This window comes from Nocardia sp. CDC519 (genome assembly GCF_059509835.1).
This window is the reverse complement of the sequence record NZ_CM183377.1, coordinates 4,850,695-4,875,695: the sequence shown is the minus strand read 5'-3', so window position 1 is coordinate 4,875,695 and position 25,001 is coordinate 4,850,695. Positions and strand designations below refer to the sequence as shown.

The window sequence follows — 25,001 nt, the reverse complement described above, 5'->3', positions numbered from 1 at the left end:
CTGCGGGGTGGCGGTGCGCCGCCGCCCCGCGCGCGTCACCGCTGGGCGATGGTGTGGATCAGCTCGGCGAGCTCGTGCGGTTTCGACCACATGGGCCAGTGGCCGGTGGGCAGGTCGACGTATTCGGCGTCCATCCGGGCCAGCTCGGCGAACATCGGCATCTCGCCCTCGTCGCGTAGCTTCCCGACCACCTCGGCGGTGAAGGTATTGCAGATCACCGTGGTCGGGATCCGCCGGCCCGCGGGCTGCTCGCTGAGCCGCAGCGGCGCCGTGGCCACCGCGATCGGCTCGGAGACCGCGCGGGCCCGGAAGGTCGCCAGGGCTTCCTCGTCGAGACCGGCGAGGTTGTCCCCGTCGGCGGTCAGCTCGTCCCAGTGCGGCAGTGGGTATTCGCGGGCGGCGAGGTCGAGCTCGGAGTTGAGCACGAAACCGTTCGGCAGGGGCGCGCTGTCGACATAGATCGCCCGGGAGAATCGCTCAGGGGCCAGGTCGCAGGCCAGGTAGGCGGCCGCGCCGCCGCCGGAGTGGGCGACGAGGACGGCGGGCCGGCCGTCGGTGGCCTCGACGATGGCCTCGGCCTGGCGCTCCAGGGTGGCGTCGAGTCGGTCCGCGTCGTGCGGGTCGAGGCCGGGCAGGGTCAGGGCAAGCACCTCGTCACCGTGGCGGCGCAGATCGTCCGCGACCTCGTCCCACGCCCATGCGCCCAACCAGAAACCGGGAACCAGAAGTATCCGTGCCATTCGGAGAGCATCCCATGCCGGGCCCGCCGGAGAACGCGCGGTTCCGCAGATTTCAATGAAATGTGGTGTGCGACACGATGTTTCGCAATCTCTAGGGTCGACGCCCCTGGCTTCGTCCGGTCGTGGCCACACCCGGTGACGACGGGTGGGCGCTTGTGCCGGAAAACCGCCCTAAAAGTGAAACATGCGTGTGTAGGATCGGCCGCAACCGCGTCCCAGCGGCCTGGGGCGCGGCGATGGACAGCCGGCGCGGCCGGTGCGAACGAAAGGAATGCCCGCCATGGAAGGCGTCGACATCGGGGCCCTGATCACTCAGATCCTCGGATTTCTGAGCAGTGGCTCGTCTCTCAACTACACCCCGGGCACGCCTGCCTGAGCGCGGATCCACCGAAAGGAACCACCCATCATGAACTCAGGAAGCGCGGGCCTCGGCGACATCTTCACCGCCATCGCGAACATGCTGAGCACCGGCTCGGCCATCTCGGTGACGCCAGGGATGTGATCGACGCACGAAGGCCGGGTCCCTCGGGACCCGGCCTTCGTGGTGTCCGGCGTGCCGACGCCGCGTCAGTACACCGGACCGGTGTACTTCTCGCCCGGCCCCTTACCCGGCTCGTCGGGATGCGCCGACGATTCCCGGAAGGCCTTCTGCAACGACTGCAAGCCCTCGCGGATCGGCCCCGCGTGCGGGCCCAGATACTCCACCGACGCCGTCACCAGGCCGGCCAGTGCCGTGATCACCCGCCGTGCCTCGTCCAGATCGCGGCGGCTGCTGGTCTCCGGATCCTCATCGGCCAGCCCCAGTTTCTCCGCCGCCGAACTCATCAACATCACCGCGGCCCGGCTGATCACCTCCACCGCGGGGATATCGGCCAGTTCACGCACAGAGCTGTCGGGCTGTTCAGTCATGGCTATCAGGCTAGAACCCCCGGGCCGGGCCCGCTCACACCGCCGCCCGGATCATTCGCAGCTGGCCGATCTCGGCGATGTTCTTCATGAGTTCGGCGTTGACCCACGCCACCAGGTGGGCCACCGTCAGGCCCGCCTCCGAGGGCCATGGATACGCGACGGGCGCGTCGAGATCGGCGTCGGTGAGCGCGTTCAATGCCGCCAGCCAGTCGGTGTGCAGTTGCCGGATCCGCGCGACGGCCGCCGCGCCCGTCCCCTGCCAGTGCACGCTCGCACGCGAGCGCAGCGCGCGGCCGCGCACCTGATCGAGGGCGGTGCTCCACCACCAGTCGATATGCCAGGTCAGCCACCCGATGGTCGGTACCGGGACCGGATCGGGTTCGGTCTCGGCCCAGTCCGGGCGCCAGACCCCGTCGGCGTCGGGATGGACGGTCCAGTGCGATGGGGCGAGCGTGGCGAGCACGTCGTCCTCGCTCAGGGCGTCGAGGTGATAATCGGCCAGGGCCCAGGTGAGCTCGAATTGCCAGGCCAGCAGCTCGCGGCGAGAATAAGGCACCGGGGGACGGTCGCACGCGGCCGATGCGCGGGCAAGCGATTTTCGCCGCTGCCTGTGTGCGCGCGACCCGATTGGGTTCCGGGCGGCGCAGCTGCTACGCTGTTCTGCGACGACCGCCCTGGGTGGTTCGTGCGTGTGGCCGGTGACGGTGTGCGCACGACGATGCCGGGGCAGATAAGTGGAGCCCGACTCCCACCGTTGCCGGCGAGCATTCGTACGGTACAACGGTCCGGTCGCTCGCCCTTCGCGGCGGGTTCCCGCATTGCTCTCGATGCGGGATCGCAGGTGTGATCACCTGCGATGATCGGTCGACCTCGGGCCTCGTAGCGGGAAATACCGCAACGGGGCCTTTGTGTTGAACAAGGGGTTGCAGTTATTGCCTGCGGTCGTCCGACGACACCGCTTGACCTAGGAGGCCCCATCAGCACTGAGACCCGCATCAACGATCGCATCCGCGTTCCCGAAGTCCGCCTCATCGGACCCGGCGGTGAACAGGTTGGGATCGTGCGTGTTGAAGATGCACTACGCGTCGCGCTCGAAGCCGACCTCGACCTGGTCGAGGTGGCCCCGGATGCCAGACCACCGGTCTGCAAGATCATGGACTACGGCAAGTTCAAATACGAGACCGCGCAGAAGGCGCGCGAGTCCCGGAAGAACCAGGTCCAGACCGTCATCAAGGAGCAGAAGCTCCGCCCCAAGATCGACGACCACGACTACGAGACCAAGAAGCGCAACGTGGTTCGCTTCCTCGAGGCCGGGTCCAAGGTCAAGGTCACGATCATGTTCCGGGGTCGTGAACAGTCCAGGCCCGAGCTCGGTTTCCGGTTGCTGCAGCGGCTGGCCTCCGACGTCGCGGAGTTGGGTTTCGTCGAAACCTCGGCCAAGCAGGACGGCCGGAACATGACCATGGTGCTCGCGCCACACAAGGGCGCGAAGACGCGCGCCAAGGCGCAGCAGGACTCGGCCGCCCGCCCGCAGCCGAGCACCGCGGGGCAGGCGGAGCAGGCCGAGCAGGCCGGCCCGCAGTAATACCGATCAGAACGCCGGCGGTCCATGCGCGACCGCGGGCACGAGACAGATTGAGGAATCCATGCCGAAGATGAAGAGCCACAGCGGCGCCTCGAAGCGATTCAAGGTGTCCGGCAAGGGCAAGCTCCTGCGTCAGCAGGCGAACCGTCGCCACTTGCTCGAGCACAAGCCCACGCGCCGTACTCGTCGTCTGGACGGCAAGGAGGTCGTCGCGTCCGCCGACGTCGCTCGCGTGAAGAAGCTGCTCGGTATCTGATACCGCCGCACAGGCACGCTCGCGCGCTCCGATCACGGACGCCGACCAATCCGACAACACCCGGGCGCCCGCTCGCGCCCCCCGATCGAACAGGACTGACCAGTGGCACGCGTCAAAAGGGCCGTCAACGCTCAGAAGAAGCGCCGTTCCATCCTCGAGGCCTCCAAGGGCTACCGCGGCCAGCGCTCGCGGCTGTACCGCAAGGCCAAGGAACAGCAGCTGCACTCGCTCACCTACGCCTACCGGGACCGCCGGGCGCGCAAGGGTGACTTCCGCAAGCTGTGGATCGCCCGCATCAACGCCGCGGCGCGGCTCAACGACATCACCTACAACCGCTTCATCCAGGGCCTGAAGGCCGCCGGTGTCGAGGTCGACCGCAAGAACCTCGCCGAGCTGGCCGTCTCCGACGCCGAAGCCTTCGCCGGCCTGGTCGCCATCGCCAAGGCCGCGCTGCCGCAGGACGTCAACGCCCCGGCCGCCTGAGCCGGGTGCCGTGATTCGCGGACATCTTTCGGAACGACCCGTGGACGCGCTCGACGAGCGCAACCCACGGGTCGTTCTGCGCTGTCTGATCCCGGCGGATGATCGTGGCTGCTGAGGCGATCGAGCTGCGCAATCCGCGGATCGTGGCCGCGGTCAAGCTCCATCGCGCCGCGCAGCGCCGCAAGTCCGGCCTGTTCCTGGCCGAAGGCGCCAATTCGGTGATCGCGGCCCTGGAGACCGGACGGGTACGCGAGCTGTTCTACTCGGCCGCCGCCGCGACCCGTGAGCACGAACTCGTCGCCGGCGCCGCCGCCCAAGGGGTGCGGACCACGCTGGTGAGCGATCGGGCCGCGCAGGCGCTGGGGGAGACGGTGACGCCGCCGGGACTGGTGGCCGTTTGCGAGACGCTCGACGTCGAGCCGGGTGCGGTCCTGGCCGCCGAGCCGCGCATGCTGGCGGTGCCCGTGGAGATGGCCGACCCGGGCAACGCGGGCACACTGATCCGTGTCGTCGACGCCGTCGGCGGCGACGGGGTGATCCTCGCGGGCGATTCCGTCGACCCGCACAACGGCAAATGCGTGCGCGCCGCGGCCGGCAGCCTGTTCCATGTGCCGATCGCCCGCAGTCGAGACGTCGGTGCGATCCTCGAGGACATCGCGGCCGCAGGCATCACGATCTTGGCCACCGCGGCAGGCGGCGAAGTCGATCTCGACGACGCCGACGAATTGTTCACCCGGCCCGTTGCCTGGCTGTTCGGCAACGAAGCGCACGGCCTCGATCCGGCTGTCGCCGCCCGCGCCGACCATCGGGTGCGCATCCCGATCCGGGGCCGTGCCGAAAGCCTGAATCTGGCCACCGCGGCCTCGATCTGTCTCTACGCGAACTCGCGGGTGCGCTACCGGCAGCCGTGAACGCGCCGACCGCAAGGTACCCGGCCGGCCTCAGTCGCCGGACTTTCCCAGGTCCTCCAGGATCTCGGCCGCCCATGGCGCAGGCACCGCGTTCGGCCCCGCCACCTGCATCGACGTCATCACCGTCAGCAGCATGCCGGTGGCCATGAACCTGCGCACCTCGGTGACCGACGCGCCGGTCAGCGCACCCGCCAGATCATAGATCTGCCCGAAGCGGGCGCGGGTCTGCTCGCCGATCACCGGGTCCGCACTGGCGGCGAAGCCGTGCAGGAGCAGCTGGAGCAGTTCGCGTTCGGCGAGAAACGTGCTGTAGCCGTGGCCCAGCGTCGCCGCGGTGGGGTTCGGATCGGTCGCCGCCGCTTCCCGGAACACCGTCTCGATCCGGTCGCACACCCGGTTCAGCGCGGCGAGGAACAGCTGCTGTTTGGTGCCGAACAGCCGGATCACATACGGCTGGGACACCCCGGCCAGTCGGGCGATGTCATCGGTTTTCGTTGCCGCATAACCGGTTTCGGCGAAGGCCTGGATCGCCGCCGTCAGCACCTGCTCGCCGCGTTCGGTCGCGCTCATCCGGGTCCTTGTCGTCAAAGGTGCTCCTGATCGTCTCGTGCGGGCCATGCATTGACATGTTATCAGTCGATGCATACTCTTCTCGATATTAGTTATCAGTCGATTACAACAAGGGCTGGACATGACCGAGATACTCACCACCGCGGCGTCTGCCGCGCCACCGTCCACCGAGCGCCGCACGCCGGGCAGCCGTCCGCTGGCGGCGGTGCTGGCTGCGGTCGGCATCCCGACCTTCATGGTCACGCTGGACAACCTCGTGGTCACCAATGCGCTGCCGGTGATCCGGGCCGAACTCGGCGCCTCGCTGGCCGACCTGCAGTGGTTCGTCAACGCCTACACGCTGGCATTCGCGTCCCTGTTGCTCACCGCCTCCGCGGTCGGTGACCGGCTCGGGCGCAGGCGCATCTTCCTGGCCGGCATCGCGGTGTTCACGCTCGCGTCCGCGGCCTGCGCCGTGGCCTCCGAGCCCTGGCAGCTGATCGCCGCCCGCGCGGTGCAGGGCTTCGGGGCGGCGGCGGTCATGCCGCTGTCGTTGACGTTGCTGTCGGCGGCGGTGCCGGAGAAGATGCGCAGCGCCGCGATCGGCATCTGGGGCGGGATCACCGGCCTCGGGGTCGCGCTGGGCCCGGTGGTCGGCGGCGCCGTCGTCGACGGATTGAGCTGGCAGTGGATCTTCTGGATCAACGTGCCGATCGGTGTGCTGGCGTTGCCGTTCGCGGCCAGGATCCTGGACGAATCGCGCGGCGGTGCGCGCCGCCTGGATCCGGTCGGCCTGGTGCTGGCCTCCGCGGGCGTGCTCGCGGTGGTGTGGGGCGTGATCCATGGTGCCGAGGACGGCTGGACCTCGTCCGGTGTGCTGAGCGCGTTGATCGGCGGCGCGATCCTGCTGGCCTCCCTGGTTGCCTGGGAGTTGCGGACGCCGGATCCGATGCTTCCGCTGCGGCTGTTCCGCTCGCGCGCCTTCCGGGTGAGCAATACGACCGGCTTCACCTTCTCCGTCGGCGTCTTCGGATCGATCTTCCTGCTTGCGCAGTATTTCCAGGTGGTGCAGGGGCTGGACCCGCTGGCGGCGGGCATCCGCACGTTGCCGTGGACGTTGGCCCCGATGGTCGTCGCTCCGATCGCCGGGCTGATCGTCGATCGGGTCGGCGCACGGCAGCTGCTGGCGGCCGGGCAGGTCGCGCTGACGGTGGCGCTGGCCTGGATGGCCACCGTCATCACCGTCGACACGAGCTACAGCGCCTTCGTCGGTCCGTTCCTGCTGGGCGGGCTCGGCATGGGCCTGACCTTCGCCCCCGGCGCCACCGTGGTGATGGCCGCCGCCGACCCGGAGGACCGCGCGATCGCCTCCGGCACCAACAACACCGTCCGCGAGGTCGGCGTCGCGATGGGGGTCGCGGTACTGGCGTCGGTGTTCGCCTCGCACGGTTCCTACCTCGACCCGCAGCGCTATGTCGACGGCCTGGTCCCCGCGGTGTGGGTGGGCGCCGCGATCGTCGCGGTCGGCGCGTTCGTCGCGCTGCTGCTGCCCAGCCGGATCGAACCGGCGGGTTCCGCCGAAGCGCCCGGCCGGAAGGCCGGAACCAGCGACGCGGAGTCGCTCGACGCTCGGTTCCATCCGGCCGAGGACGGCGAGGTACCGGTCGGCACCGCCTGACCGCCCGTCCCGGTACGCCCGGTGGTCCACGGCGGCCACCGGGCCGCCGGTATGGGGCCGACACACCGCGCACGCTGCCGAGTCGACACGCCGACCAGCGCGAGGGCGGCGCTAGCACAACACCCGCGCCCGGCCCGAGGTAATCCGGATGAATCGCCCGATCCGCATCGCATACGATTCGACCAGCAGCAATGTGGGTAAGGAATGGTCCGCACCCGGAGAACCGATCCCCAGGGGAGAGACGAACGATCGTGGGCGACGACAAGAGCGCAGTCGAGCAGAACGCCTCGCTGACCGAGGAGGCATTGGCCGCGGCCGCGGCGGCGGCCGAGAAGGCGTTCGCGGCGGCCGCCGACCTGGATGCGCTCGCGGTCGCCAAGACCGAGCACATCGGCGGCAAGTCGCCCATCGCGCTGGCCCAGCGTGCCATCGGCACGCTGCCCAAGACGGAGAAGGCCGACGCGGGCAAGCGGGTCAACGTGGCGCGCACCCGGGTCTCGGAGGCCTTCGAGGCCCGGCGCGCGGCGCTGCTGGCCGAACGCGACGCCGCGGTGCTGGTCGCCGAGAGCATCGACGTCACCCTGCCCGCGCGCAGGCAGCCGGTGGGCGCCCGGCATCCGATCACCGTCATCTCCGAGCAGATCGCCGACGTGTTCGTCGCGATGGGCTGGGAGGTCGCCGAGGGCCCCGAGGTGGAGACCGAGCACTTCAACTTCGATGCGCTCAACTTCCTGCCCGACCACCCCGCGCGCACCATGCAGGACACCTTCCACATCGCGCCCGAAGGGTCGCGGCAGGTGCTGCGCACCCACACCTCGCCGGTGCAGGTGCGCTCGATGCTGGAACGCGAACTGCCGATCTATGTCGTGTGCCCGGGCCGCACCTTCCGCACCGATGAGCTCGACGCCACCCACACCCCGGTCTTCTCGCAGGTCGAGGGTCTTGCGGTGGACAAGGGCCTGACCATGGCGCATCTGCGCGGCACGCTGGACGCGTTCGCGCGCGCACTGTTCGGTCCCGAGACGCGGACCCGCATGCGTCCCAACTACTTCCCCTTCACCGAGCCCTCCGCCGAGGTCGACGTGTGGTTCCCGGACAAGAAGGGTGGCGCGGGCTGGGTCGAATGGGGCGGCTGCGGCATGGTGAACCCGAAGGTGCTCATCGCCAGCGGGATCGACCCCGAGGAGTACAGCGGTTTCGCGTTCGGCATGGGCCTGGAGCGGACCCTGCAGTTCCGCAACGGCATTCCGGATATGCGCGACATCGTCGAGGGCGACGTGCGGTTCACGCTGCCCTTCGGTATCCGGTCCTGACCACCTTCGATCGAGAGAGCGAAACGTCAAGTGCGAGTAGCGCAGTCCTGGCTGACCGACATCATCGCGCGCACCGCCCCCGAGTGGTCGGTGACGCCCGAGGAACTCGACGCCGGATTCGTCCGCGTCGGCCTCGAGGTCGAGGAAGTCGACACCCTGCAGCGGGTGGGCGGTGAGATCGAGAAGCCGCTGGTGGTCGGCCGCGTCCTGGAGATCACCGAGCTCACCGAGTTCAAGAAGCCGATCCGCTTCTGCAAGGTCGACGTCGGCAATCCCGAGCCGCAGGAAATCGTCTGCGGTGCCCGTAATTTCGCCGTCGGCGATCTGGTGGTCGTGGTGCTGCCCGGTGGCGTGCTGCCGGGTGGTTTCGCCATCTCCTCGCGCAAGACCTACGGCCATGTCTCCAACGGCATGATCTGTTCGGTCGCCGAACTCGGTATCGGCAAGGATCATTCGGGCATTCTGGTGCTCGAGCCCGGTACCGCCGAGCCCGGCGCCGACGCCAACGAGCTGCTCGGTCTCGACGACACCGTCATCGAACTCAACATCACCCCCGACCGCGGCTACTGCTTCTCGGTGCGCGGTCTGGCGCGCGAGCTGGCCTGCGGTTTCGACCTGGAATACGCCGATCCCGCGGTGCGCACGCTGCCCGACGACGAGGCCGATGCCTGGCCGGTGCGGCTGGAGCCGGAATCCCAGTGCACCCGGTTCGCGGTGCGCCGGGTCACCGGGATCGATCCGAACGCGGTGAGCCCGTGGTGGTTGCAGCGGCGGCTGCTGCTGTCAGGGGTGCGGCCGATCTCGCCCGCGGTCGACGTCACCAACTATGTGATGCTCGAACTGGGCCAGCCGCTGCACGCCTTCGACGCCGCCAAGCTGAGCGGTGGCCTGGTGGTGCGCCCGGCGAACGCGGGGGAGACCCTGCGCACCCTCGATGACACAGAGCGCACCCTGGACGCCGAGGACATCGTGATCGCCGACGATTCCGGGGTCATCTCGCTGGCCGGTGTGATGGGCGGTGCCAGCACCGAGGTGTCGGCGGAATCCACCGATATCGTGCTCGAGGCCGCGACCTGGAATCCGCTGCTGGTCTACCGCACCGCGCGCAGGCACAAGCTGGTCTCCGAGGCGAGCAAGCGCTACGAGCGGGTGGTCGATCCGGAGATCAACGTCGCCGCGCTCGACCGCGCCGCCACGCTGCTGGCCGAGATCGCCGGCGGCACCATCGAATCCGCGCTCACCGACATCCGGGTGCCGCTGCCCGCGCCCGAGCCGATCCACATGGACATCGACCTCGCCGACCGGGTGGCCGGCGTGACCTACCCGACCGGCACGTCCGCGCGGCGGCTGGCGCAGATCGGCTGCACCGTCGAGGTCGATGTGCCCGAGTCCGGTCACGGCCAGCTCGTGGTCACCGCGCCGAGCTGGCGTCCGGACCTGACCCAGCCCGCCGACCTGGTGGAGGAGGTGCTGCGGCTGGAGGGTCTCGAGCAGATCCCGTCGGTGCTGCCCGCAGCCCCCGCAGGCCGTGGCCTGACCCCCACCCAGCGGCGCCGTCGCGCGGTGAGCCGCGCGCTGGCCTTCGCCGGGGCCGTCGAGGTGCCGCCGCCGGTGTTCCTGCCTGCCGGGGTGTTCGACACCTGGGGCCTGGACGCCGACGATCCGCGCCGCACCACCACCTCGGTGCTCAACCCGCTCGATGTCGAGCGCCCCGAACTGGCCACCACGCTGCTGCCCGGCCTGCTCGAGGTCGCCGGACGCAATATCTCGCGCGGCGCGAAGGACCTGGCCATCTACGGCATCGCGCAGGTCGTGCTGCCGGGCCCGGACACCCGCCCGGTCGACCCGCTGCCGGTGGATCGGCGTCCGACCGATGACGAGATCGCCGAACTGCTGGCCTCGCTGCCCGACCAGCCGGTGCACGTCGCCGCCGTGCTGAGCGGACGCCGGGAACCGCGCGGCCCGTGGGGTGAGGGTCGCCCGGCCGAGGCCGCCGACGCCTTCGCCTTGGCCGATGCCGTCGCCGACGCCGCCGGAGTGGTCATCGAACGCCGGGCCGGGGCGTACCTGCCGTGGCATCCGGGCCGCTGCGCCGAACTGGTGGTCGACGGTGTGGTCGTCGGGCATGCCGGTGAGCTGCATCCGGCGGTGCTGGAGCGTTCCGGGTTGCCGCCGCGCACCTGTGCCTTCGAGTTGAACCTGGACGCGCTGCCGTTGCGCGAGGCGCGTCCGGTGCCGGTGGTCTCGCCGTTCCCCGCAGTGCTGCAAGACGTTTCGGTGAGCGTGGACAAGGCCGTACCGGCAGCCCGGGTGGAGTCCGCGCTGCGCGGTGGCGGCGGCGAGCTGCTCGAGGACATCGCGCTGTTCGACGTCTACGAGGGCGCGCAGGCCGGTGAGGGCCGCAAATCGCTCACCTACGCGCTGCGTTTCCGTGCCCCGGATCGCACCCTGACCGAAGACGAGGCCAGCGCCGCGCGCGATGCGGCGGTGGCGGCGGCCTCGGAGGCGGTCGGCGCGGTGCTGCGCGGATAACTACCTGGTGTCCACGGCCCGGCCCGCCTTCGATCGGCGGCCGGGCCGCGGCATGTGTCGGACTCGCCAGGTACCGATGCCGGTGCCGGGTATCCGGCGGGATGAAGGCCGGCCCCGGATGCGGTAGGACTAGAGCATGCGTCACCCGGCAACTCCCGTCCTGAACGCGCTGGTTTTCCAACCACAACCGCGGCGGATCGAGCAGACCCCGGCGCGGCTCGGCCTGGACTACGCCGAACTGTCCATCCCGACCGCCGATGGTGAGACACTGCACGGCTGGTGGGTGCGGGCGCCGCGGTCGATCGGCCATGTGCTGTACGCGCACGGCAACGGCGGCAATATCGGCGACCGGGTGCCGATCTATGCGCTGCTGGCCGAGGCCGGGTTCGATGTGCTCGCCTTCGACTATCGCGGCTACGGCCGCAGCACCGGACGGCCCAGCGAACGCGGCACCGCACTGGATGCCCGAGCGGCCCGCACGATCCTGCTCGACCAGCCCGGCGTCGATCCGGGGCGGGTGCTGTACCTGGGCGAATCACTCGGCGGGGCGGTGATGCTCGAGCTCGCACTCGCGCATCCCCCCGCGGGCCTGATCCTGATGTCCACCTTCACCGGGATGCGCGAGGCCGCCCGCGCGGTATATCCCTTCCTTCCCGCGCCGCTCGTTCCGGACGCGTACCCGAGCCTGCGGCGCATCCCGCAATTGCGCGCACCGCTGCTGCTCATGCACGGTGACCAGGACGAACTATTGCCGTTGCGGCATGCGCGGATGCTGTACGAGGCCGCGCCCGAGCCCAAGAAACTGGTCATCTATCCGGGAGCGGGCCACAACGACATCGTCGTCTTGGCGGCCGGGCACTGGATCGACACCATCGAAAGCTGGGCTCGCACGGTCTGCCCGACCTGACCGCTGGCCGGCGCCCGCGATCAGGTGCGGCAGCGCGCGGCGCATGCGTAGCCTGACGGTATGAGCGAGTTCACCGAGATCACCGAGCGGTTGGCGCAGCTGCCGGATGCCGACCTGCTCGCCGTCATCCGCATCGCGACCGCGGGCCGGGCGGCGCTCGCACCGGTGCACGAAGCCGCGGCCGACATGCCCGCCGAAACCGGTCATGTGCATCCGCACCCGGATGTGTCTCCTATCACTCGCATCGACGCTACGCATGATCCGGCCGCGTCCGGAACCGCATCGGGGCAGGTCGGAGCGGTATCGCCGGTACCGCCGGTACCGGGTTCGCCGGGACTGTCCGGGACGGCCGGATATTCCTCCGGCGGCGTACCTACTTTCGAGTCAGTTCGGGATAAAGTCGAGCAGCGCTACGGCACCGCGCAGGGGATGGGTGAACTCGATCGGCAGACCCCGGCGGGCCGCAGCGCCGACGAACAGTGGCAGGCGCGCGAAGAGGCCGCGCGTGAGCGCCTGGAGCAGATCCGGAAATCGTTGCGCGACAACGACGAGTAATCCGTCCGTGGTCTGGCCGGCGCCGGACGACGAATGGGTGGACCAGATGACCGAGCCGCGTGACATCGCCGAACGGCTGCTCGACGCTCAGGTGGAATTCCTGCTGGCCGAGGTGAGTGGCGACCGCTTCACCGAGGTCGTCGCCCGGGACGTGGCGGCGGTGCTCGAGGTCGCCGACACCATCGTCTTCCGTGACGTGGTGTCGATCGAACAGACCGAGGCCACCGTCGCCACCGTCATCGACCTCATCGGCGGCAGCCCGGTGATCGCCGATATGGTCGGCGTCTTCGCCGACGCCATCTACGACAACATCTCCGGCAGCCACGACTACACCCTCGGCCAGGTCGTCGAGCGTGAGCCGGTGGAGGCGCTGCTGGAGAAGATCTTCGCCATGCATCAGGCCCACGAGCGCATCCTGGACCGGCTCACCGAGAGCCCGCTGGTGGCCACCGTCGCCTCGAAGTTCGTCGATAAGCTGATCAACGATTTCATGCAGGCCAACCGGGAACGCGCGGAGAAGATCCCCGGCGTTTCCTCGCTGATGTCGCTGGGGCAGTCGGCGGCCAACCGGGCCAAGAAGGTCGCCGCCGACAACACCTTCATCGGCGATATGGCGGGCAAGGGCGCGCTGTTCGCGCTGCGCCGCACCAACAACGCCATCCGCGAGATGCTGCGCGATGCCCCGGTGCACGGCGCGGCGATGGAATTCTGGGATCTGCACGCCGACGAGCCGGTCAGCGGCCTGCGTGATTACCTCACTCAGAAGGACCTGCGCGAACTCGTGCTCATCTGCTACGAGATCGCGGTCACCACGCGGGAAAAGGAGTACTTCGGTCTGCTCGTCGACGAATGCGTGCAGGTTTTCTTCAGCAAGTACGGCGATTACACCCTCGGCGCGATGCTGCCCGAACTCGGTCTCACCGCCGAGGACATCAGCACCGAAATCCTGCGCTACGGGCCCGCGGTGATCGAGGCGGCCAAGAAGAACGGGGTGCTCGCCGGATTGATCCGGGAGCGGCTGGAACCGTTCTATCTGTCCGATCAGGTGCTGGGCATCCTGGGCGGCGCCGAGCGCTGATCGCCTACTCCGACAGCTGCGTCGGGCAGGAGTCGATCGGGACGGCGACGGTGACCGTGCCGGACCGATCGAAGGTGAAGGTCATCTCGACGTGCTTACCGGGCCGCACCGAATCGGCCGGATCCATCAGCGTGACCCGGATCGGCTGGTCCGGTGCCGAGGGTTGCCGCACCTGCTCGACCGGCTGCCCCGCGGTCAGCATCGTTTCCGGGCGCAGCGTCAGCTGCTGCTGGGTGGCCTGGATGCGTACCGATTCGGCCGCCGGGGTGTCGATGGAGACCAGGCGATCGGAGTCGGTCGGGCTGTTGTTCACCGCCGCGAACGCCAGCATCGCCGGCGCGTCGGCCTGGATGACGCACTGGCCGGGCACCACCGCGGGCACGATGTGCACGTTGCGCAGGGTGATGTCGCCGGTGCGTGCCTCGCTACCGGCCGCGTGCGAACTCGATTCGCCCGGTGCGTCGTCGGTGCCGCACCCCGCTACCAGTAGCAGGGCTGCGAGGGTCGCAAGGGTTGCTCCGCGTCTCATACCGGCGGAATAGCCGGATCGGCCGCGCTCAACCAACAGCACCTCGCCCGGCGGCGGCTCGGTCGTCGCGAGCAGGGTGGCCGGGCGGCACGGGCAGGCCGTGGCGCACCCGCGAGAACGCGTCCACGCCGCCGGCGATCTGGCGGACGGTATTGCGCAGCGCCCGTCCGGCCCGGCGGCCGCGATCTCGTGCCCGGCGCGGCGGCGTGGCGGTTTCCCTCGATGGCGTGCGAGTGGTCATGACTCGACGATCGCACTGCCCGCCCGACGTCGCGAGTGGCAGAATCGACATAAAGTGATGGGATTTTGCCACCATGAACGATCCGACCGACACCTTGCGCAAGCCCTCCATCGCGGTACCACTCGTCGACGGAATGACGTTGTTCGAGATCGGCATGCCACTGGAAGCCCTTGGATACGACTGGGATCCGGGCGCGCCGCCGCTGTATGACGTGACGCTGTGCGGCGATACGCGCGGCGTCCGCACCCACACCGGCGCGCGCCTGCACCCACAGCGACCGCTGAGCGCGCTGTCGGCCGCCGCCACCGTGCTGGTTCCCGCCGTGCCGCCGGGCCGCTCGGTCGGTGCGCCGCTGGTGCGGCAGCTGCGCGCGGCAGCCCGGCGGGGTGCCCGCATCGCCGCACTGTGCACCGGGACCTTCGCGCTCGCCGAGGCCGGGCTGCTCGATGGCCGCCGGGCCACCACGCACTGGCGGCACGCACCGCTGCTGCAACGGATGTACCCGGCCGTCGAGGTCGACGCACGCGCCATCTACCTCGAAGACGACGGCATATTCACCAGCGCCGGTTCTGCCGCCGGACTGGATCTGTGCCTGCACCTGATCCGCCAGGACCACGGCGAGCGCGCGGCCAACACCATCGCCCGCAACCTCGTCATCGCCGCGCACCGCGACGGCGATCAGGCCCAATACGTGCACGCCGAACCCCTCGACGCGGCCGCCACCTGGCTCGACGAGCTGCGCACCTGGCTGCGCGGGCAGCTGCGGCACCCGATCAGCCTCGCCGAGCTGAGCCGCGCCGCGAATATGTCACCGCGCACGCTCGCGCGGCACTTCGACCGCGATATCGGCACCACCCCGATGCGCTGGGTCGCGGCCGAACGCCTGGCTGCGGCCAGGGAACTGCTCGAAACCACCGATTTCACGGTCGACCGGATCGCCTCGGAGGCGGGCTTCGGCTCGCCGGTCACCTTCCGCGCGGTCTTCACCCACGATGTCGGCATCTCGCCGAGCCGCTATCGGGCGAAGTTCGCGGCCGCCGCCCAGCGCACCCGGTCGTAGACCCTCGCCGGCTCGCCCCGCCTCCTGGGGCGCGGGGCTGTGGTCCCGATGGCGTACACCCGGCGCGGCGGTCGGCGTCCTTAGAGTCGAGGAGTGATCGCGATCCCGGAGGACTTCGTGCGTGAGACCGTCGGCAGGGAAGGGGAATCCGGGCAGCGGTGGATCGCCGCGCTGCCCGCCCTCGTCGACGAACTGCTGCACCGGTGGTCGTGCGTGCCGGATGGGCCGGTGCTGCACGGGCGGGTGGGGCTGGTGGTGCCGGTCCGGCGGGCGGATCTGCCGCCCGCGGTGCTGAAGGTGTCGTTCCCGCATCCGGGCAACGTGTTCGAACCGCACGCGTTCGCCGCCTGGGCCGGGCGCGGCGCGGTCCGGTTGTTCGAACGCGACGACGATCGGTTCGCGATGCTGCTCGAACGTGCCTGCGGCACCCTGGCCGAGATCGAGGATTTCGATACCGCGGTGTCGGCCATCGGGCAGGTGTCGCGCCGGCTCGCGGTCGAAGCCCCGCCCGGGCTTCCGCTGCTGGCCGATCTCACCGCCGAGTGGGCCACCGAAATAACCGAGCTCTCCATGGAATTCGGCGATCCGCTGCCGCCGCGTGTGCGTGACGCCGCCCTGGAAACCCTGCGCGATCTCGGCCCGGATCAGCCGGGCACGCTCGTCCACGGCGACCTGCACGATGCGAATGTGTTGCTCGGGGACCGCGAGCCGTTCCTGGCGATCGACCCGAAGGGCTACGTCGGCGACCCCGCGTACGACACGTTCACCGTTATCCGCAGCCTGCGTTTCGCGCATCTGCTGTTCGCGCCCGACGCGGTGCCGCAGCTGCTGCGCGGGCTCGAAATATTTTGCGAGGCGGCCGAACTCGACCGCGAGCGGGCCCGCAGGTGGGCGCAGGTGCGGGCGGTCGAGTCCACGCTGTGGGGCCGGCGGCACGGGGACGAGGCGTGGTTGATCGACGTCACCGATCGGTTGGCCGCCGCCCTCGGGTAGCCGCGGCCATCAGCGGCTGATCACCTGCACCGACGGACCGTCGGCCACGTAGACGGTGTGCGAGGTGGGATCGACCGCGATGTCCTCGGCGCTCTGCCCGGCCACGAGCTCGATCGAGCCGATCTGGGTCCGCGTCTGCGTGTCGATCAGCTGAACGTCGGTGTAGTTGGCGATATACACGGTGTGTTCGCTCGGGTCGATGGCGATATCGAGGGCATTGCCGTCGGCTGTGGGGGCGGCCAGCAGTGCACCACTCTTCGGGTCGATGATCGACAGTGACCGGTCTTCGGAGTCGTTCCCGCCGTACGCGGTCACATAGACGGTGTGCGTGGCTGGATCCACCGTGACATCGAGCGGGCTCGTGTAGTCGTCGTAAGTGGGGATGTCCAGGCTGCCGGTGACAGTGTTGCTCCTGGTGTCGATCATCATCAGGCCCTGGTCCGCGACGACGTAGAGGGTGTCGGCGCCGGGATCGAGGGCAGCTTTGCGAGTGCTGCTGTCGACCGGAATGGTCGCGGTCACCGTCCGAGTGCCGGTATCGATGATCGACACCTGGCTGCCACCGATGACGTAGATCGTCGCCGAATCGGGATCGACGATCACCGACTGCGGGTCGTAGCCGACGGGAATCGTGGCGACGTCTCGGTGCGTTCCGGTGTCGATCAGCGTCACTGTGCGCTCGCCGCGGTCGGTCACGTAGAGCGTGCCGCGGCCCGGGTCGACCGCCACACCACCGGTTTCGGGACCGACGGGAATGGTCGCGACGACCGTGTTCGTCCCGGTATCGATCACCGACACCGGTCCGCCGAGATTGCCCCTGACGTAGGCCTTCCGGCCGGCCGGATCGAGCGCGATGTCGTGTGCTCCCGCCGGCACCTCGATGGCGGAGGTGATCGCGGGCATGCGCTCCCGGCCGGATCTCGACTCGGCCTGGGTGACGGCCACGGCGACACCGACAACCGCCACCACGGCCAGGGCCGCCGCACCGATCATGACCTCGGTGCTCGTCCGGCTCGTGGGCCCGAGGTCGGAATCGGTTGCGGTCGTCCGGGCCTCGGCTCTCGGAGGAACCGCCGAACCAGGGTCGGGCCAGGGGCCGGCCACCCGTGCACCGGCGTCGGCGGGCGCCGCATGCGGGGCCACCTCCGTGACCGCGTGGCGTGAGTCGGCGGCAGAAGACGGAGCCGAGCGGGTGGTGTCCATGCGTGGGTCCAGCTGGGCGGCACCCGCATGCGGGACGGGGTTGATGGCCGGATGCGGGGCGTCGACAGCGTGATTCGACGGTGTGTGCGAGATATCGATGCCGCCCGCGCCCGGTGGCAGCATCGTCTCTGCGATCGCCCCCCGCACGACCACCGAGCCGATCATCTTGTCGGCGAGGGTCTGCGCCTTGGCATCCCAGAGCGGGAACAGGAATCCGAGGTAGCACGGCAGGGCATCCACGATGTGCGCGAGTTGCCGCCCGACGGATGTGCCGACGCCGAGCGGGCGGCCCGTCTGCGCGCCGACCACCGAGATACCGACGACCTGCTTGCCCCAGGTCTGCCCGGACCTGCCCTGCCGGAATCCGACGTTCCAGAGCAGATACGCCAGCAGCGCCGCATAGCAGAGCATCATCACCGCGACGCCACCGCCGGTGCTCTCGCCGGGAGAGGGGCTCGATGCCCGCATGAGCCCCATACCCGAGCCCGTGAGCAGGCCCGCGGGCAGACCGTCCAGCAGCGCGGCGCCCACCCGCTGCGTCCAGGAGGCGTACGCCATCGCGGTGCCACCGCCACCGGAACCAGCGCCGCCCGGTCCTGGCACCACCGCGCGGCGCGGCGCGCCGGCGGCCACGCCGACGCCCATCAGCACGGCCGCCGCAGCGAACACGATCAGCAACACCAGCGCACGACTCACCCCCAGCATGGTCAGCACATCGGCGGTGACATCGGCGGGCCAATCGCCGAGCGCCATCGGAAAAGCCGCGACGAACAGCACGCAGGCGAACACGATGACGGTGGAGCGCCTGCGCACGATCAGGGCGCGGACCGCAAGCGCCGCCACCGCCGCCAGCACCAACACCGGGAGCCAGTAATCGGGAAAGCTTCGCGAGTGCGGCTCACCGTAGCTCGCCAACGCCGCGATCAGCCGCGCCGACGACAGTCCGCAGACCACCACGAGGCAGGCCACCGCAAGCCCGCCGATCCCCGGTTCGCGGGTGGCGACCGGTTCGTGCGTCGCGTGCGAAGCCCGCACGGTGGGCGCCACCGACCCACCGGACACCGCCTCCTGCCGCCCCGAGCTCGCATCCACCGGTCCGACCGGATCGAGCGCACGCCGGGCGGCCACCGCGAACTCGCCGGCACTGCGATAGCGCTGATCCGCCGACTTGGCCATCCCGCGCGCGATCACCGCGTCGAGGGCGGCGGGAACCTCGTCCCGGGCGCGGCTGGGACGCGGCGGTTCGGCGGTGAGATGGGCGGCGATCTGCTCGGCTACCACGGTGCCGGGGAAAGGCCGAGCGCCGGTGAGGCATTCGTAGAGCACGCAGGCAAGGGAGTAGAGGTCGGCGCGGGCGTCGGTCTGCTGTCCTGGCGTGAAGCGTTCCGGTGCCATGTAGGCGAAGGTGCCGAGGGTGGTGCCGACGCTGGTCATCGCGGTCGCGGAATCGTCGCGGGCGATGCCGAAATCGATCAGATAGGCGAAATCGCGATCGCCGAGCACGATGTTGGACGGTTTGACATCGCGGTGCACCAGCCCGGCGGCGTGCGCGGCGTCGAGCGCGGCGGCCACCTGTTCGATGACGTGCACCGCCCGCTCGGGCCTCAGCGGACCGCGCTCGGCGAGCACGGTGGCCAGATCCACGCCGTCGATCAGGCGCATATCGAGGAACAGCCGTCCGCCGATCTCGCCGTAGTCGTGGATCGGCACGATATGCGGTTCGCTGAGCCGGGCCGCGGCATGGGCTTCCCGCCGGAATCGTTCGCGGAATTCCCGATTGCCCGCCAGTGCCTCGGGCAGGACCTTCAGCGCGACCGTGCGCTCTGTCGCCGTATCGAACGCCTCGTATACCCGCCCCATGCCGCCCTCGCCGATGATCCGGCCCAAGCGGTATCGACCGAACGGCTCCCCGTCCACCATCTCGCCCTCCCGTTGCGTGCCGGGCCATGGGATCTGGCGCCGACGCGCAGAACGATACCGAACAGGGTGTGCCGAAGCCGGTGTCCGCGCGCGACGGCAGCTGATCGTCGAGCGCCGCTAACCTGGCCGCATGGGTGAACAGAAGGCGCGAATGCTGGCCGGCGAGCTGTACCGGGACAACGATCCGGAGCTGGTCGCCGAGCGGCGGCGGGCACAAGCACTCTGCGACGAGTTCAACCGCACCGGCCCCGAGGAGACCGAACGGCGCGAGACCGTGCTGCGGCAGCTGCTCGGCAAGCTGGGGGAGGGTTCCTGGATCATGCCCCGCTTCCAGTGCGACTACGGCTACCTGATCGAGATCGGCGCGAACAGTTTCCTCAATTACGATGCGATCCTGCTGGATTGCGCGCCCATCACCATCGGCGACGACGTCTCGATCGGCCCGCGCTGCCAGCTGCTGACGGCCCTGCACCCGATGGACGACCATGAGCGGCGCAGGCAGCGGTGGGAGTCGGCGGCGCCCATCGTCATCGGGAACAACGTCTGGTTCGGCGGCGGGGTGATCGTCTGTCCCGGGGTCACCATCGGCGACGACACGGTGGTCGGCGCGGGCAGCGTGGTCACCCGCGATCTGCCGGACCGGGTGTTCGCGGCGGGCAACCCGGCGCGGATCATCCGGGAACTGTGAGGTTGCGCCCTCGCCGGTGACGGGTGCGCGAGCATCCGCCGCACCGTCTCCTCCCGCCCGGCGCACCGCCCGACCGAGCAGATGTTCGGCAATCTCCGGCAGTACTGTCGGAACATGACCGAACCGCGGATCGAGACCGAGCAGGACGCGACCCGGCCGCTGCGCGAGGACATCCGATTCCTCGGCGGCGTACTCGGCGACACCATCCGGGACCACGAAGGTCCCGAGGTGTTCGACCTCATCGAACGGGTCAGGGTCGAGGCGTTCCGGGTACGCCGGGAGGAGGTCGGGCGCAGCGCCGTCGCCGACATGCTCGACGGGGTCGACATCGATGTGGCCCTGCCGCTGATCCGGGCCTTCAGCTATTTCGTCCTGCTGGCCAATCTCGCCGAGGATCTGCAACGCGACCGGCGCCGAGCCGCACACGAGGCGGCCGGGGAGCCGCCGCAGGATTCGTCGCTGGCGGCCACCTACCGCAAGCTCGACGCGGCCGCGCTGCCGGCTGCGAAGGTCGCCGATCTGCTCACCGACGCACTGGTGTCGCCGGTGATCACCGCACACCCCACCGAGACCAGGCGCCGCACGGTGTTCGACGTGCAGAGCCGGATCACCGAACTGATGCGCAGGCGTCAGCACTACCCGGAACGTGACCGCGCGGGCCTCGAAGTGGAAATCCGCCGTCAGGTCCTGACCCTGTGGCGCACGGCGTTGATCCGGCTGGCGCGGCTGCGGATCCAGGACGAGATCGCGGTGGGGCTGCGCTATTACGAGCTCACACTGTTCGATGTCATCCCGGCGATCAACGCCGAGGTCCGGGCGGCGCTGCGCTCCCGCTGGCCCGACGCCGAGCTGCTGCCGAAGCCGATCCTGCGGCCTGGTTCCTGGATCGGTGGTGACCGCGACGGCAACCCGTACGTCACCGCCGAGGTGGTGCGCACCGCGGCCGGGCAGGCGGCCGGCCTGGCGTTCGGCCGCTATCTGCGGGAACTTGTGGAGCTGGAGAAGACGCTGTCGCAGTCCGGGCGGCTGGTGCGGGTGAGCGAGGCGGTGGCGGAACTGGCCGCCGCGGGCTACGCCGACCCCTCGATCCACGCCGACGAGCCGTATCGCCGTGCGCTGCACCGTATCCGGGAAAGGTTGACCACCACAGCGGAGGCCGCGCTCGGCGTTCCGTTGCGTTCGACCGGTGTCGTCGCGCTCGGAGTGGGAGCGGGCATCGGCGTTGGCCAGGTCACCGCCGGCACACCCGACGCGACGGGCACCGGCGCCCCCGCCTACTCCGATCCGCAATCGCTGCTCGACGATCTCGACGCCATCGACGCCTCCCTGCGCGCCTCCGGTGACGGCCTGCTCGCCGATGACCGCCTCGCCGCGCTGCGCCATGCCGTGGAAACGTTCGGTTTCCACCTCCAGGGCCTGGATATGCGGCAGAACTCGGAGGTGCACGAGCAGGTCGTGGCCGAACTGCTGGCCTGGGCAGGCGTGCACCAGGACTACGCGAGCCTGCCGGAACCGGAGCGGGTGCGCATCCTGGCGGCGGAGCTGAGCACCCGCCGCCCGCTGCTCGGCCCGCACGCGCGGTTGAGCGAACTCGCGGCCAAGGAACTCGATATCGTGCGCGCCGCGGCCGAGGTGGTCGCGACCTTCGGTGAGCCCGCCATCCCGAACTACATCATCAGCATGTGCACCTCGGTGAGCGACATGCTCGAGGCCGCGCTGCTGCTGAAGGAGGGCGGGCTGCTGGATCCGGGTGCGCCCGGCGGTTCGCCGAGTTGCGCGGCCGGCATCGTGCCGTTGTTCGAGACCATCGAGGATCTCGGGGCGGGTGCGGCGACCTTGGCGGCGGCGCTGGAAGTGCCGGTGTACCGGGATCTGGTGGCAGCCAAGGGGATGCGCCAGGAAGTGATGCTCGGCTACTCCGATTCCAACAAGGACGGCGGCTATCTGGCCGCGAACTGGGCGCTGTACCGGGCCGAACTGGATCTGGTGGAGGTGGCGCGCAAGACCGGGATCCGATTGCGGCTGTTCCACGGCCGCGGCGGCACGGTCGGCCGCGGTGGTGGCCGCAGCTATGACGCCATCCTGGCCCAGCCCGCCGGTGCGGTGTACGGGTCGCTGCGGCTCACCGAACAGGGCGAGGTGATCGCGGCCAAGTACGCCGAATCCGGTTCGGCGCACCGGAATCTGGAGTCGCTGATCGCGGGCACCCTGGAATCGACACTGCTGGACGTGGAGGGCCTCGGCGCCGACGCCGAACCGTCCTACCAGCTGATGGACGAGCTGGCCGCCAGGGCGCGCGCCGCGTATGCCCGGCTGGTGCACCACACACCGGGTTTCGTCGAGTACTTCCGCCAGTCCACCCCGGTCGCCGAGGTCGGTGACCTGAACATCGGCAGCAGGCCCGCCTCACGCAAGCCCACCAATTCGGTCGCCGATCTGCGGGCCATTCCGTGGGTCATGTCGTGGAGTCAGGCGCGGGTGATGCTGCCCGGCTGGTACGGCACCGGCACCGCGCTCGAGGACTGGGTCGGTGACGATCCGCGACGGCTGGCGACCCTGGCCGATCTGTATCGGCGCTGGCCGTTCTTCCGTACCGTGCTGTCCAATCTGGCGCAGGTGATGGCGAAAAGCGATCTCGCCATCGCGCAGCGCTACGCCGAACTGGTCGAGGATCGGGCGCTGCGCGAGCAGATCTTCGGCATGATCAGCGAGGAGCATGCCCGCACCACCCGCATGCACGCCGCCATCACCGGCAACGATCACCTGCTCTCGGACAACCCGTCACTGGCCGAATCCATTCACAACCGTTTCCCCTACCTGGAACCGCTGAACCAGATGCAGGTGGAATTGCTGCGACGATTGCGGGCGGGCGATGACTCCGAACTGGTGAAGCGCGGGATCCTGCTCACCATGAACGGACTGGCCACGGCGCTGCGCAACTCCGGTTAGCACGCGAAATCCTGCTGCGGGCAGGTGTTTCCGGCCCGGTCGGCGATTCAACCGCTGCTGTCGTCCGATGCGCTGAGCAGCGCGCGCAACATCAGGTGCAGTTGCGGCGCCGGATCGCTGGCCGCCTCGTCCGAGATCAGGCGATGCATGATGAGGCCCTCGAGATAGTCCACCATCGGCGTCGTCGTCCATTCGCCCGCACCGACGGCCCGCAGCATCGCGCCTGCCCATGCGGACAGCCGGGAGTGCCCGCGCTGCAAGGACGCCAGCACCGCCGGCGCGGACTGCGCCTCCAGGAACAGCGCGTATCTGGCGAGGGTGCGGGTGCGGTCGGCGGTGACGGCGTGCCCGACGAACCGCGCCATTCCGGCCGCGAGCTGCTCGACCGTGTCCGGCAGCGGGGCGGTGGTCAGCGCCGACCAGTCCGCGTAGTCGCGTTGCTCCAAGCGTTCGGTGATCCCGGTGAGCAGCGCCTCGCGGGTGCGGAAGTAGTTGGAGGTGGTGCCGACGGGTACGGCGGCGGCTTCATCGACCGCGCGGTGGGTCAGTGCGCGGGGGCCGCGGGCGCCGAGCAGATCGATCGCGGCGTCGAGCACGCGTTCGCGCCTGGTCGGTTCCGCGCCCTGACCGGGCGGGTGCGGGCTCGCGGGTGTGTTCTGGCCCACCGAGTGTTTCTGTTCCACGGAATCCATACTACATTTGTAGTAATTGTTACTACGGATGTAGTGGAGGCTGGGATGGCGGCGACGCGGCACACGGAACAGCGCGCGATCATCGTGGGCGCGGGGATCGGCGGTCTCGCGACCGCCGTCGCCCTGGCCCGGCGGGGCTGGCGGATCGAGATCCTCGAACGCGCCGCGGCGGTCGGTGAGGCGGGCTCGGGATTGACCCTGTGGGCCAACGGATTACGCGCACTTGACCGGATCGGCCTCGGCGACCCGGTGCGCGAGCGAGCGATGGCCGACACCGACGCGGGCATCCGCAGGCCCGATGGCCGCTGGCTCACCCGCACCGACACCGCCGAGCTGGAACGTCGCTTCGGCGAAGTGGTGATGATCCCCCGGGCGGACCTGTTCGAGATCCTGAGCAGTGCGGTACCGGCCGAAACCGTGCGGCTCGGCTGCACTGTCACCGGCGTCGAACACGCCGATGATCAGGTCGAGGTAGTGCACAGCGGTGGCGTGTCCAGCGCCGACCTCGTCATCGGTGCCGACGGAATCCACAGCGCGGTACGGCAAACGGTGTTCCCCGGCGCGCCCGCGCCCCGCTACGCCGGCTACACCGCCTGGCGGATGATCACCGCGCATCCGGTTCCCGCGCTGCACGACGGCGGCCAGAGCTGGGGTCGCGGTGAGCGTTTCGGCGTCATCGCCCTGCCTGACGATCGCGTCTACATGTTCGGTGTCGCCAACTCGGCGCCGGGACTTCGCGCATCCGACGGCGAATACGCCGAGGTGCGGCGGCGTTTCGGCGCCTGGCACGATCCGATCCCGGCGCTGCTCGATGCCGTGGCGCCCGGCTCGGTGCTGCGGCACGACATCTACGAACTGCCTCCGCTGTCGAGCTACGTCCTCGGGCGAGTCGCACTACTCGGTGACGCCGCGCACGCCATGACCCCGAATATGGGCCAGGGCGCCAATCAGGGCCTCGAAGACGCCGTCACCCTCGCGTCGCTGCTCGACCGCAGCGATGCGGTGCCTGCCGCGCTGGCCGAATACGACCGGATCCGCCGGCCCCGCACCCAGGACATCGCCCGCCGCTCGCGCCGCATCGGCATCGCCGCACATCTGTCATCGGCCCCCGCGGTGCTGGTGCGCGATACGCTCCTGCGGCTGACGCCCGGGCGCGCGATGCTCGGCTCGTTCGCGCCCGCGCTCACCTGGCAACCACCCGAGTGAGGACGCCGGTGAGCAGGCCACCGG

23 protein-coding genes are annotated in these 25,001 nt (G+C 69.8%); 15 read left to right on the top strand and 8 right to left on the bottom strand.

All coding sequences use genetic code 11. The features are described from left to right. Positions 1-35: 35 nt before the first annotated feature. The 3 genes from AC5W7N_RS21890 to AC5W7N_RS21880 form a co-directional block, all read right to left on the bottom strand. Positions 36-740: an alpha/beta fold hydrolase gene (locus AC5W7N_RS21890; protein WP_495922079.1), complete on the bottom strand. Its 705-nt coding sequence runs from the start codon at positions 738-740 to the stop codon at positions 36-38. Between the two features lie 567 nt (positions 741-1,307). Continuing rightward, the gene (locus AC5W7N_RS21885) at positions 1,308-1,649 is read right to left on the bottom strand and encodes a DUF1844 domain-containing protein (protein ID WP_048833249.1); all 342 of its coding nucleotides are present in this window, start codon (positions 1,647-1,649) and stop codon (positions 1,308-1,310) included. A 34-nt stretch (positions 1,650-1,683) separates the two neighbouring features. After that, positions 1,684-2,205 carry a DinB family protein gene (locus AC5W7N_RS21880; protein WP_495922078.1) on the bottom strand — a complete coding sequence of 174 codons (522 nt, stop codon included), beginning with the start codon at positions 2,203-2,205 and terminating at the stop codon, positions 1,684-1,686. 375 nt (positions 2,206-2,580) lie between these two features. On the opposite strand from AC5W7N_RS21880, the gene infC reads away from it, so the two are divergent. From infC to AC5W7N_RS21860, 4 genes are all read left to right on the top strand, one after another. Continuing rightward, positions 2,581-3,234 (top strand): translation initiation factor IF-3, encoded by a 654-nt coding sequence (infC, locus tag AC5W7N_RS21875; protein ID WP_163813829.1) that lies wholly within the window; start codon positions 2,581-2,583, stop codon positions 3,232-3,234. A gap of 61 nt (positions 3,235-3,295) precedes the next feature. Further along, entirely contained in the window at positions 3,296-3,490 is a 195-nt protein-coding gene (gene rpmI, locus AC5W7N_RS21870) for a 50S ribosomal protein L35 (protein ID WP_036535836.1), read from the top strand. Positions 3,491-3,592: 102 nt separating this feature from the next. Next, positions 3,593-3,973 carry a 50S ribosomal protein L20 gene (rplT, locus tag AC5W7N_RS21865; RefSeq protein WP_011208447.1) on the top strand — a complete coding sequence of 127 codons (381 nt, stop codon included), beginning with the start codon at positions 3,593-3,595 and terminating at the stop codon, positions 3,971-3,973. A 98-nt stretch (positions 3,974-4,071) separates the two neighbouring features. Further along, positions 4,072-4,884: a TrmH family RNA methyltransferase gene (locus AC5W7N_RS21860; RefSeq protein WP_495922077.1), complete on the top strand. Its 813-nt coding sequence runs from the start codon at positions 4,072-4,074 to the stop codon at positions 4,882-4,884. Between the two features lie 30 nt (positions 4,885-4,914). Here the strand turns inward: AC5W7N_RS21860 and AC5W7N_RS21855 are convergent, their stop codons facing one another. Then, positions 4,915-5,454: a TetR/AcrR family transcriptional regulator gene (locus AC5W7N_RS21855; RefSeq protein ID WP_163813767.1), complete on the bottom strand. Its 540-nt coding sequence runs from the start codon at positions 5,452-5,454 to the stop codon at positions 4,915-4,917. 121 nt (positions 5,455-5,575) lie between these two features. Between AC5W7N_RS21855 and AC5W7N_RS21850 the strand changes: the two genes are divergently transcribed. From AC5W7N_RS21850 to AC5W7N_RS21825, 6 genes are all read left to right on the top strand, one after another. Further along, on the top strand, positions 5,576-7,111 hold the full coding sequence (locus AC5W7N_RS21850; protein ID WP_495922076.1) for an MFS transporter: 1,536 nt from the start codon (positions 5,576-5,578) through the stop codon (positions 7,109-7,111). Positions 7,112-7,362: 251 nt separating this feature from the next. Further along, a complete protein-coding gene (pheS, locus tag AC5W7N_RS21845) occupies positions 7,363-8,424 on the top strand; it encodes a phenylalanine--tRNA ligase subunit alpha (RefSeq protein ID WP_495922075.1) in 1,062 nt (353 codons plus the stop codon). Positions 8,425-8,454: 30 nt separating this feature from the next. After that, positions 8,455-10,956, top strand: a complete 2,502-nt coding sequence (gene pheT, locus AC5W7N_RS21840; protein ID WP_163813770.1) for a phenylalanine--tRNA ligase subunit beta — start codon at positions 8,455-8,457, stop codon at positions 10,954-10,956. 136 nt (positions 10,957-11,092) lie between these two features. Further along, on the top strand, positions 11,093-11,863 hold the full coding sequence (locus AC5W7N_RS21835) for an alpha/beta hydrolase (RefSeq protein WP_163813771.1): 771 nt from the start codon (positions 11,093-11,095) through the stop codon (positions 11,861-11,863). A gap of 60 nt (positions 11,864-11,923) precedes the next feature. Further along, positions 11,924-12,418 (top strand): hypothetical protein, encoded by a 495-nt coding sequence (locus tag AC5W7N_RS21830; RefSeq protein ID WP_495922074.1) that lies wholly within the window; start codon positions 11,924-11,926, stop codon positions 12,416-12,418. Between the two features lie 46 nt (positions 12,419-12,464). Further along, positions 12,465-13,496, top strand: coding sequence for a hypothetical protein (locus tag AC5W7N_RS21825; RefSeq protein WP_495922073.1), 1,032 nt, complete (start codon positions 12,465-12,467; stop codon positions 13,494-13,496). 4 nt (positions 13,497-13,500) lie between these two features. Here the strand turns inward: AC5W7N_RS21825 and AC5W7N_RS21820 are convergent, their stop codons facing one another. Together AC5W7N_RS21820 and AC5W7N_RS21815 are read right to left on the bottom strand one after the other, a co-directional pair. Further along, a complete protein-coding gene (locus tag AC5W7N_RS21820) occupies positions 13,501-14,025 on the bottom strand; it encodes a copper chaperone PCu(A)C domain-containing protein (protein ID WP_163813774.1) in 525 nt (174 codons plus the stop codon). A 28-nt stretch (positions 14,026-14,053) separates the two neighbouring features. Beyond that, on the bottom strand, positions 14,054-14,266 hold the full coding sequence (locus AC5W7N_RS21815; protein ID WP_163813775.1) for a hypothetical protein: 213 nt from the start codon (positions 14,264-14,266) through the stop codon (positions 14,054-14,056). Positions 14,267-14,339: 73 nt separating this feature from the next. On the opposite strand from AC5W7N_RS21815, the gene AC5W7N_RS21810 reads away from it, so the two are divergent. Together AC5W7N_RS21810 and AC5W7N_RS21805 are read left to right on the top strand one after the other, a co-directional pair. Then, the gene (locus AC5W7N_RS21810) at positions 14,340-15,326 is read left to right on the top strand and encodes a GlxA family transcriptional regulator (protein WP_195020981.1); all 987 of its coding nucleotides are present in this window, start codon (positions 14,340-14,342) and stop codon (positions 15,324-15,326) included. 93 nt (positions 15,327-15,419) lie between these two features. Further along, the gene (locus AC5W7N_RS21805; protein ID WP_195020980.1) at positions 15,420-16,319 is read left to right on the top strand and encodes an aminoglycoside phosphotransferase family protein; all 900 of its coding nucleotides are present in this window, start codon (positions 15,420-15,422) and stop codon (positions 16,317-16,319) included. A gap of 9 nt (positions 16,320-16,328) precedes the next feature. On the opposite strand, the gene AC5W7N_RS21800 is transcribed toward AC5W7N_RS21805, so the two are convergent. Further along, positions 16,329-19,442: a protein kinase domain-containing protein gene (locus tag AC5W7N_RS21800; protein ID WP_195020979.1), complete on the bottom strand. Its 3,114-nt coding sequence runs from the start codon at positions 19,440-19,442 to the stop codon at positions 16,329-16,331. A 130-nt stretch (positions 19,443-19,572) separates the two neighbouring features. On the opposite strand from AC5W7N_RS21800, the gene AC5W7N_RS21795 reads away from it, so the two are divergent. Both AC5W7N_RS21795 and ppc read left to right on the top strand, forming a co-directional pair. Then, on the top strand, positions 19,573-20,130 hold the full coding sequence (locus AC5W7N_RS21795) for a sugar O-acetyltransferase (RefSeq protein ID WP_163813779.1): 558 nt from the start codon (positions 19,573-19,575) through the stop codon (positions 20,128-20,130). 114 nt (positions 20,131-20,244) lie between these two features. After that, positions 20,245-23,079, top strand: a complete 2,835-nt coding sequence (gene ppc / locus AC5W7N_RS21790; protein WP_195020978.1) for a phosphoenolpyruvate carboxylase — start codon at positions 20,245-20,247, stop codon at positions 23,077-23,079. A 47-nt stretch (positions 23,080-23,126) separates the two neighbouring features. On the opposite strand, the gene AC5W7N_RS21785 is transcribed toward ppc, so the two are convergent. After that, the gene (locus AC5W7N_RS21785) at positions 23,127-23,762 is read right to left on the bottom strand and encodes a TetR/AcrR family transcriptional regulator (protein ID WP_324197418.1); all 636 of its coding nucleotides are present in this window, start codon (positions 23,760-23,762) and stop codon (positions 23,127-23,129) included. Positions 23,763-23,816: 54 nt separating this feature from the next. Here AC5W7N_RS21785 and AC5W7N_RS21780 point away from each other — a divergent pair, with 54 nt between their 5' ends. Continuing rightward, entirely contained in the window at positions 23,817-24,977 is a 1,161-nt protein-coding gene (locus AC5W7N_RS21780; RefSeq protein ID WP_195020976.1) for an FAD-dependent monooxygenase, read from the top strand. Positions 24,978-25,001 lie beyond the last annotated feature (24 nt).

Bases quoted from the DNA above. Each gene is read 5' to 3' on its own strand.
- AC5W7N_RS21820 (WP_163813774.1), bottom strand. From the start codon at position 14,025: ATGAGACGCGGAGCAACCCTTGCGACCCTCGCAGCCCTGCTACTGGTA.
- AC5W7N_RS21890 (WP_495922079.1), bottom strand. From the start codon at position 740: ATGGCACGGATACTTCTGGTTCCCGGTTTCTGGTTGGGCGCATGGGCG.
- AC5W7N_RS21780 (WP_195020976.1), top strand. From the start codon at position 23,817: ATGGCGGCGACGCGGCACACGGAACAGCGCGCGATCATCGTGGGCGCG.
- AC5W7N_RS21815 (WP_163813775.1), bottom strand. From the start codon at position 14,266: ATGACCACTCGCACGCCATCGAGGGAAACCGCCACGCCGCCGCGCCGG.
- AC5W7N_RS21830 (WP_495922074.1), top strand. From the start codon at position 11,924: ATGAGCGAGTTCACCGAGATCACCGAGCGGTTGGCGCAGCTGCCGGAT.
- AC5W7N_RS21800 (WP_195020979.1), bottom strand. From the start codon at position 19,442: ATGGTGGACGGGGAGCCGTTCGGTCGATACCGCTTGGGCCGGATCATC.
- ppc (WP_195020978.1), top strand. From the start codon at position 20,245: ATGACCGAACCGCGGATCGAGACCGAGCAGGACGCGACCCGGCCGCTG.
- AC5W7N_RS21855 (WP_163813767.1), bottom strand. From the start codon at position 5,454: ATGAGCGCGACCGAACGCGGCGAGCAGGTGCTGACGGCGGCGATCCAG.
- rpmI (WP_036535836.1), top strand. From the start codon at position 3,296: ATGCCGAAGATGAAGAGCCACAGCGGCGCCTCGAAGCGATTCAAGGTG.
- AC5W7N_RS21860 (WP_495922077.1), top strand. From the start codon at position 4,072: ATGATCGTGGCTGCTGAGGCGATCGAGCTGCGCAATCCGCGGATCGTG.
- AC5W7N_RS21850 (WP_495922076.1), top strand. From the start codon at position 5,576: ATGACCGAGATACTCACCACCGCGGCGTCTGCCGCGCCACCGTCCACC.
- AC5W7N_RS21795 (WP_163813779.1), top strand. From the start codon at position 19,573: ATGGGTGAACAGAAGGCGCGAATGCTGGCCGGCGAGCTGTACCGGGAC.
- AC5W7N_RS21835 (WP_163813771.1), top strand. From the start codon at position 11,093: ATGCGTCACCCGGCAACTCCCGTCCTGAACGCGCTGGTTTTCCAACCA.
- AC5W7N_RS21825 (WP_495922073.1), top strand. From the start codon at position 12,465: ATGACCGAGCCGCGTGACATCGCCGAACGGCTGCTCGACGCTCAGGTG.
- AC5W7N_RS21810 (WP_195020981.1), top strand. From the start codon at position 14,340: ATGAACGATCCGACCGACACCTTGCGCAAGCCCTCCATCGCGGTACCA.
- AC5W7N_RS21885 (WP_048833249.1), bottom strand. From the start codon at position 1,649: ATGACTGAACAGCCCGACAGCTCTGTGCGTGAACTGGCCGATATCCCC.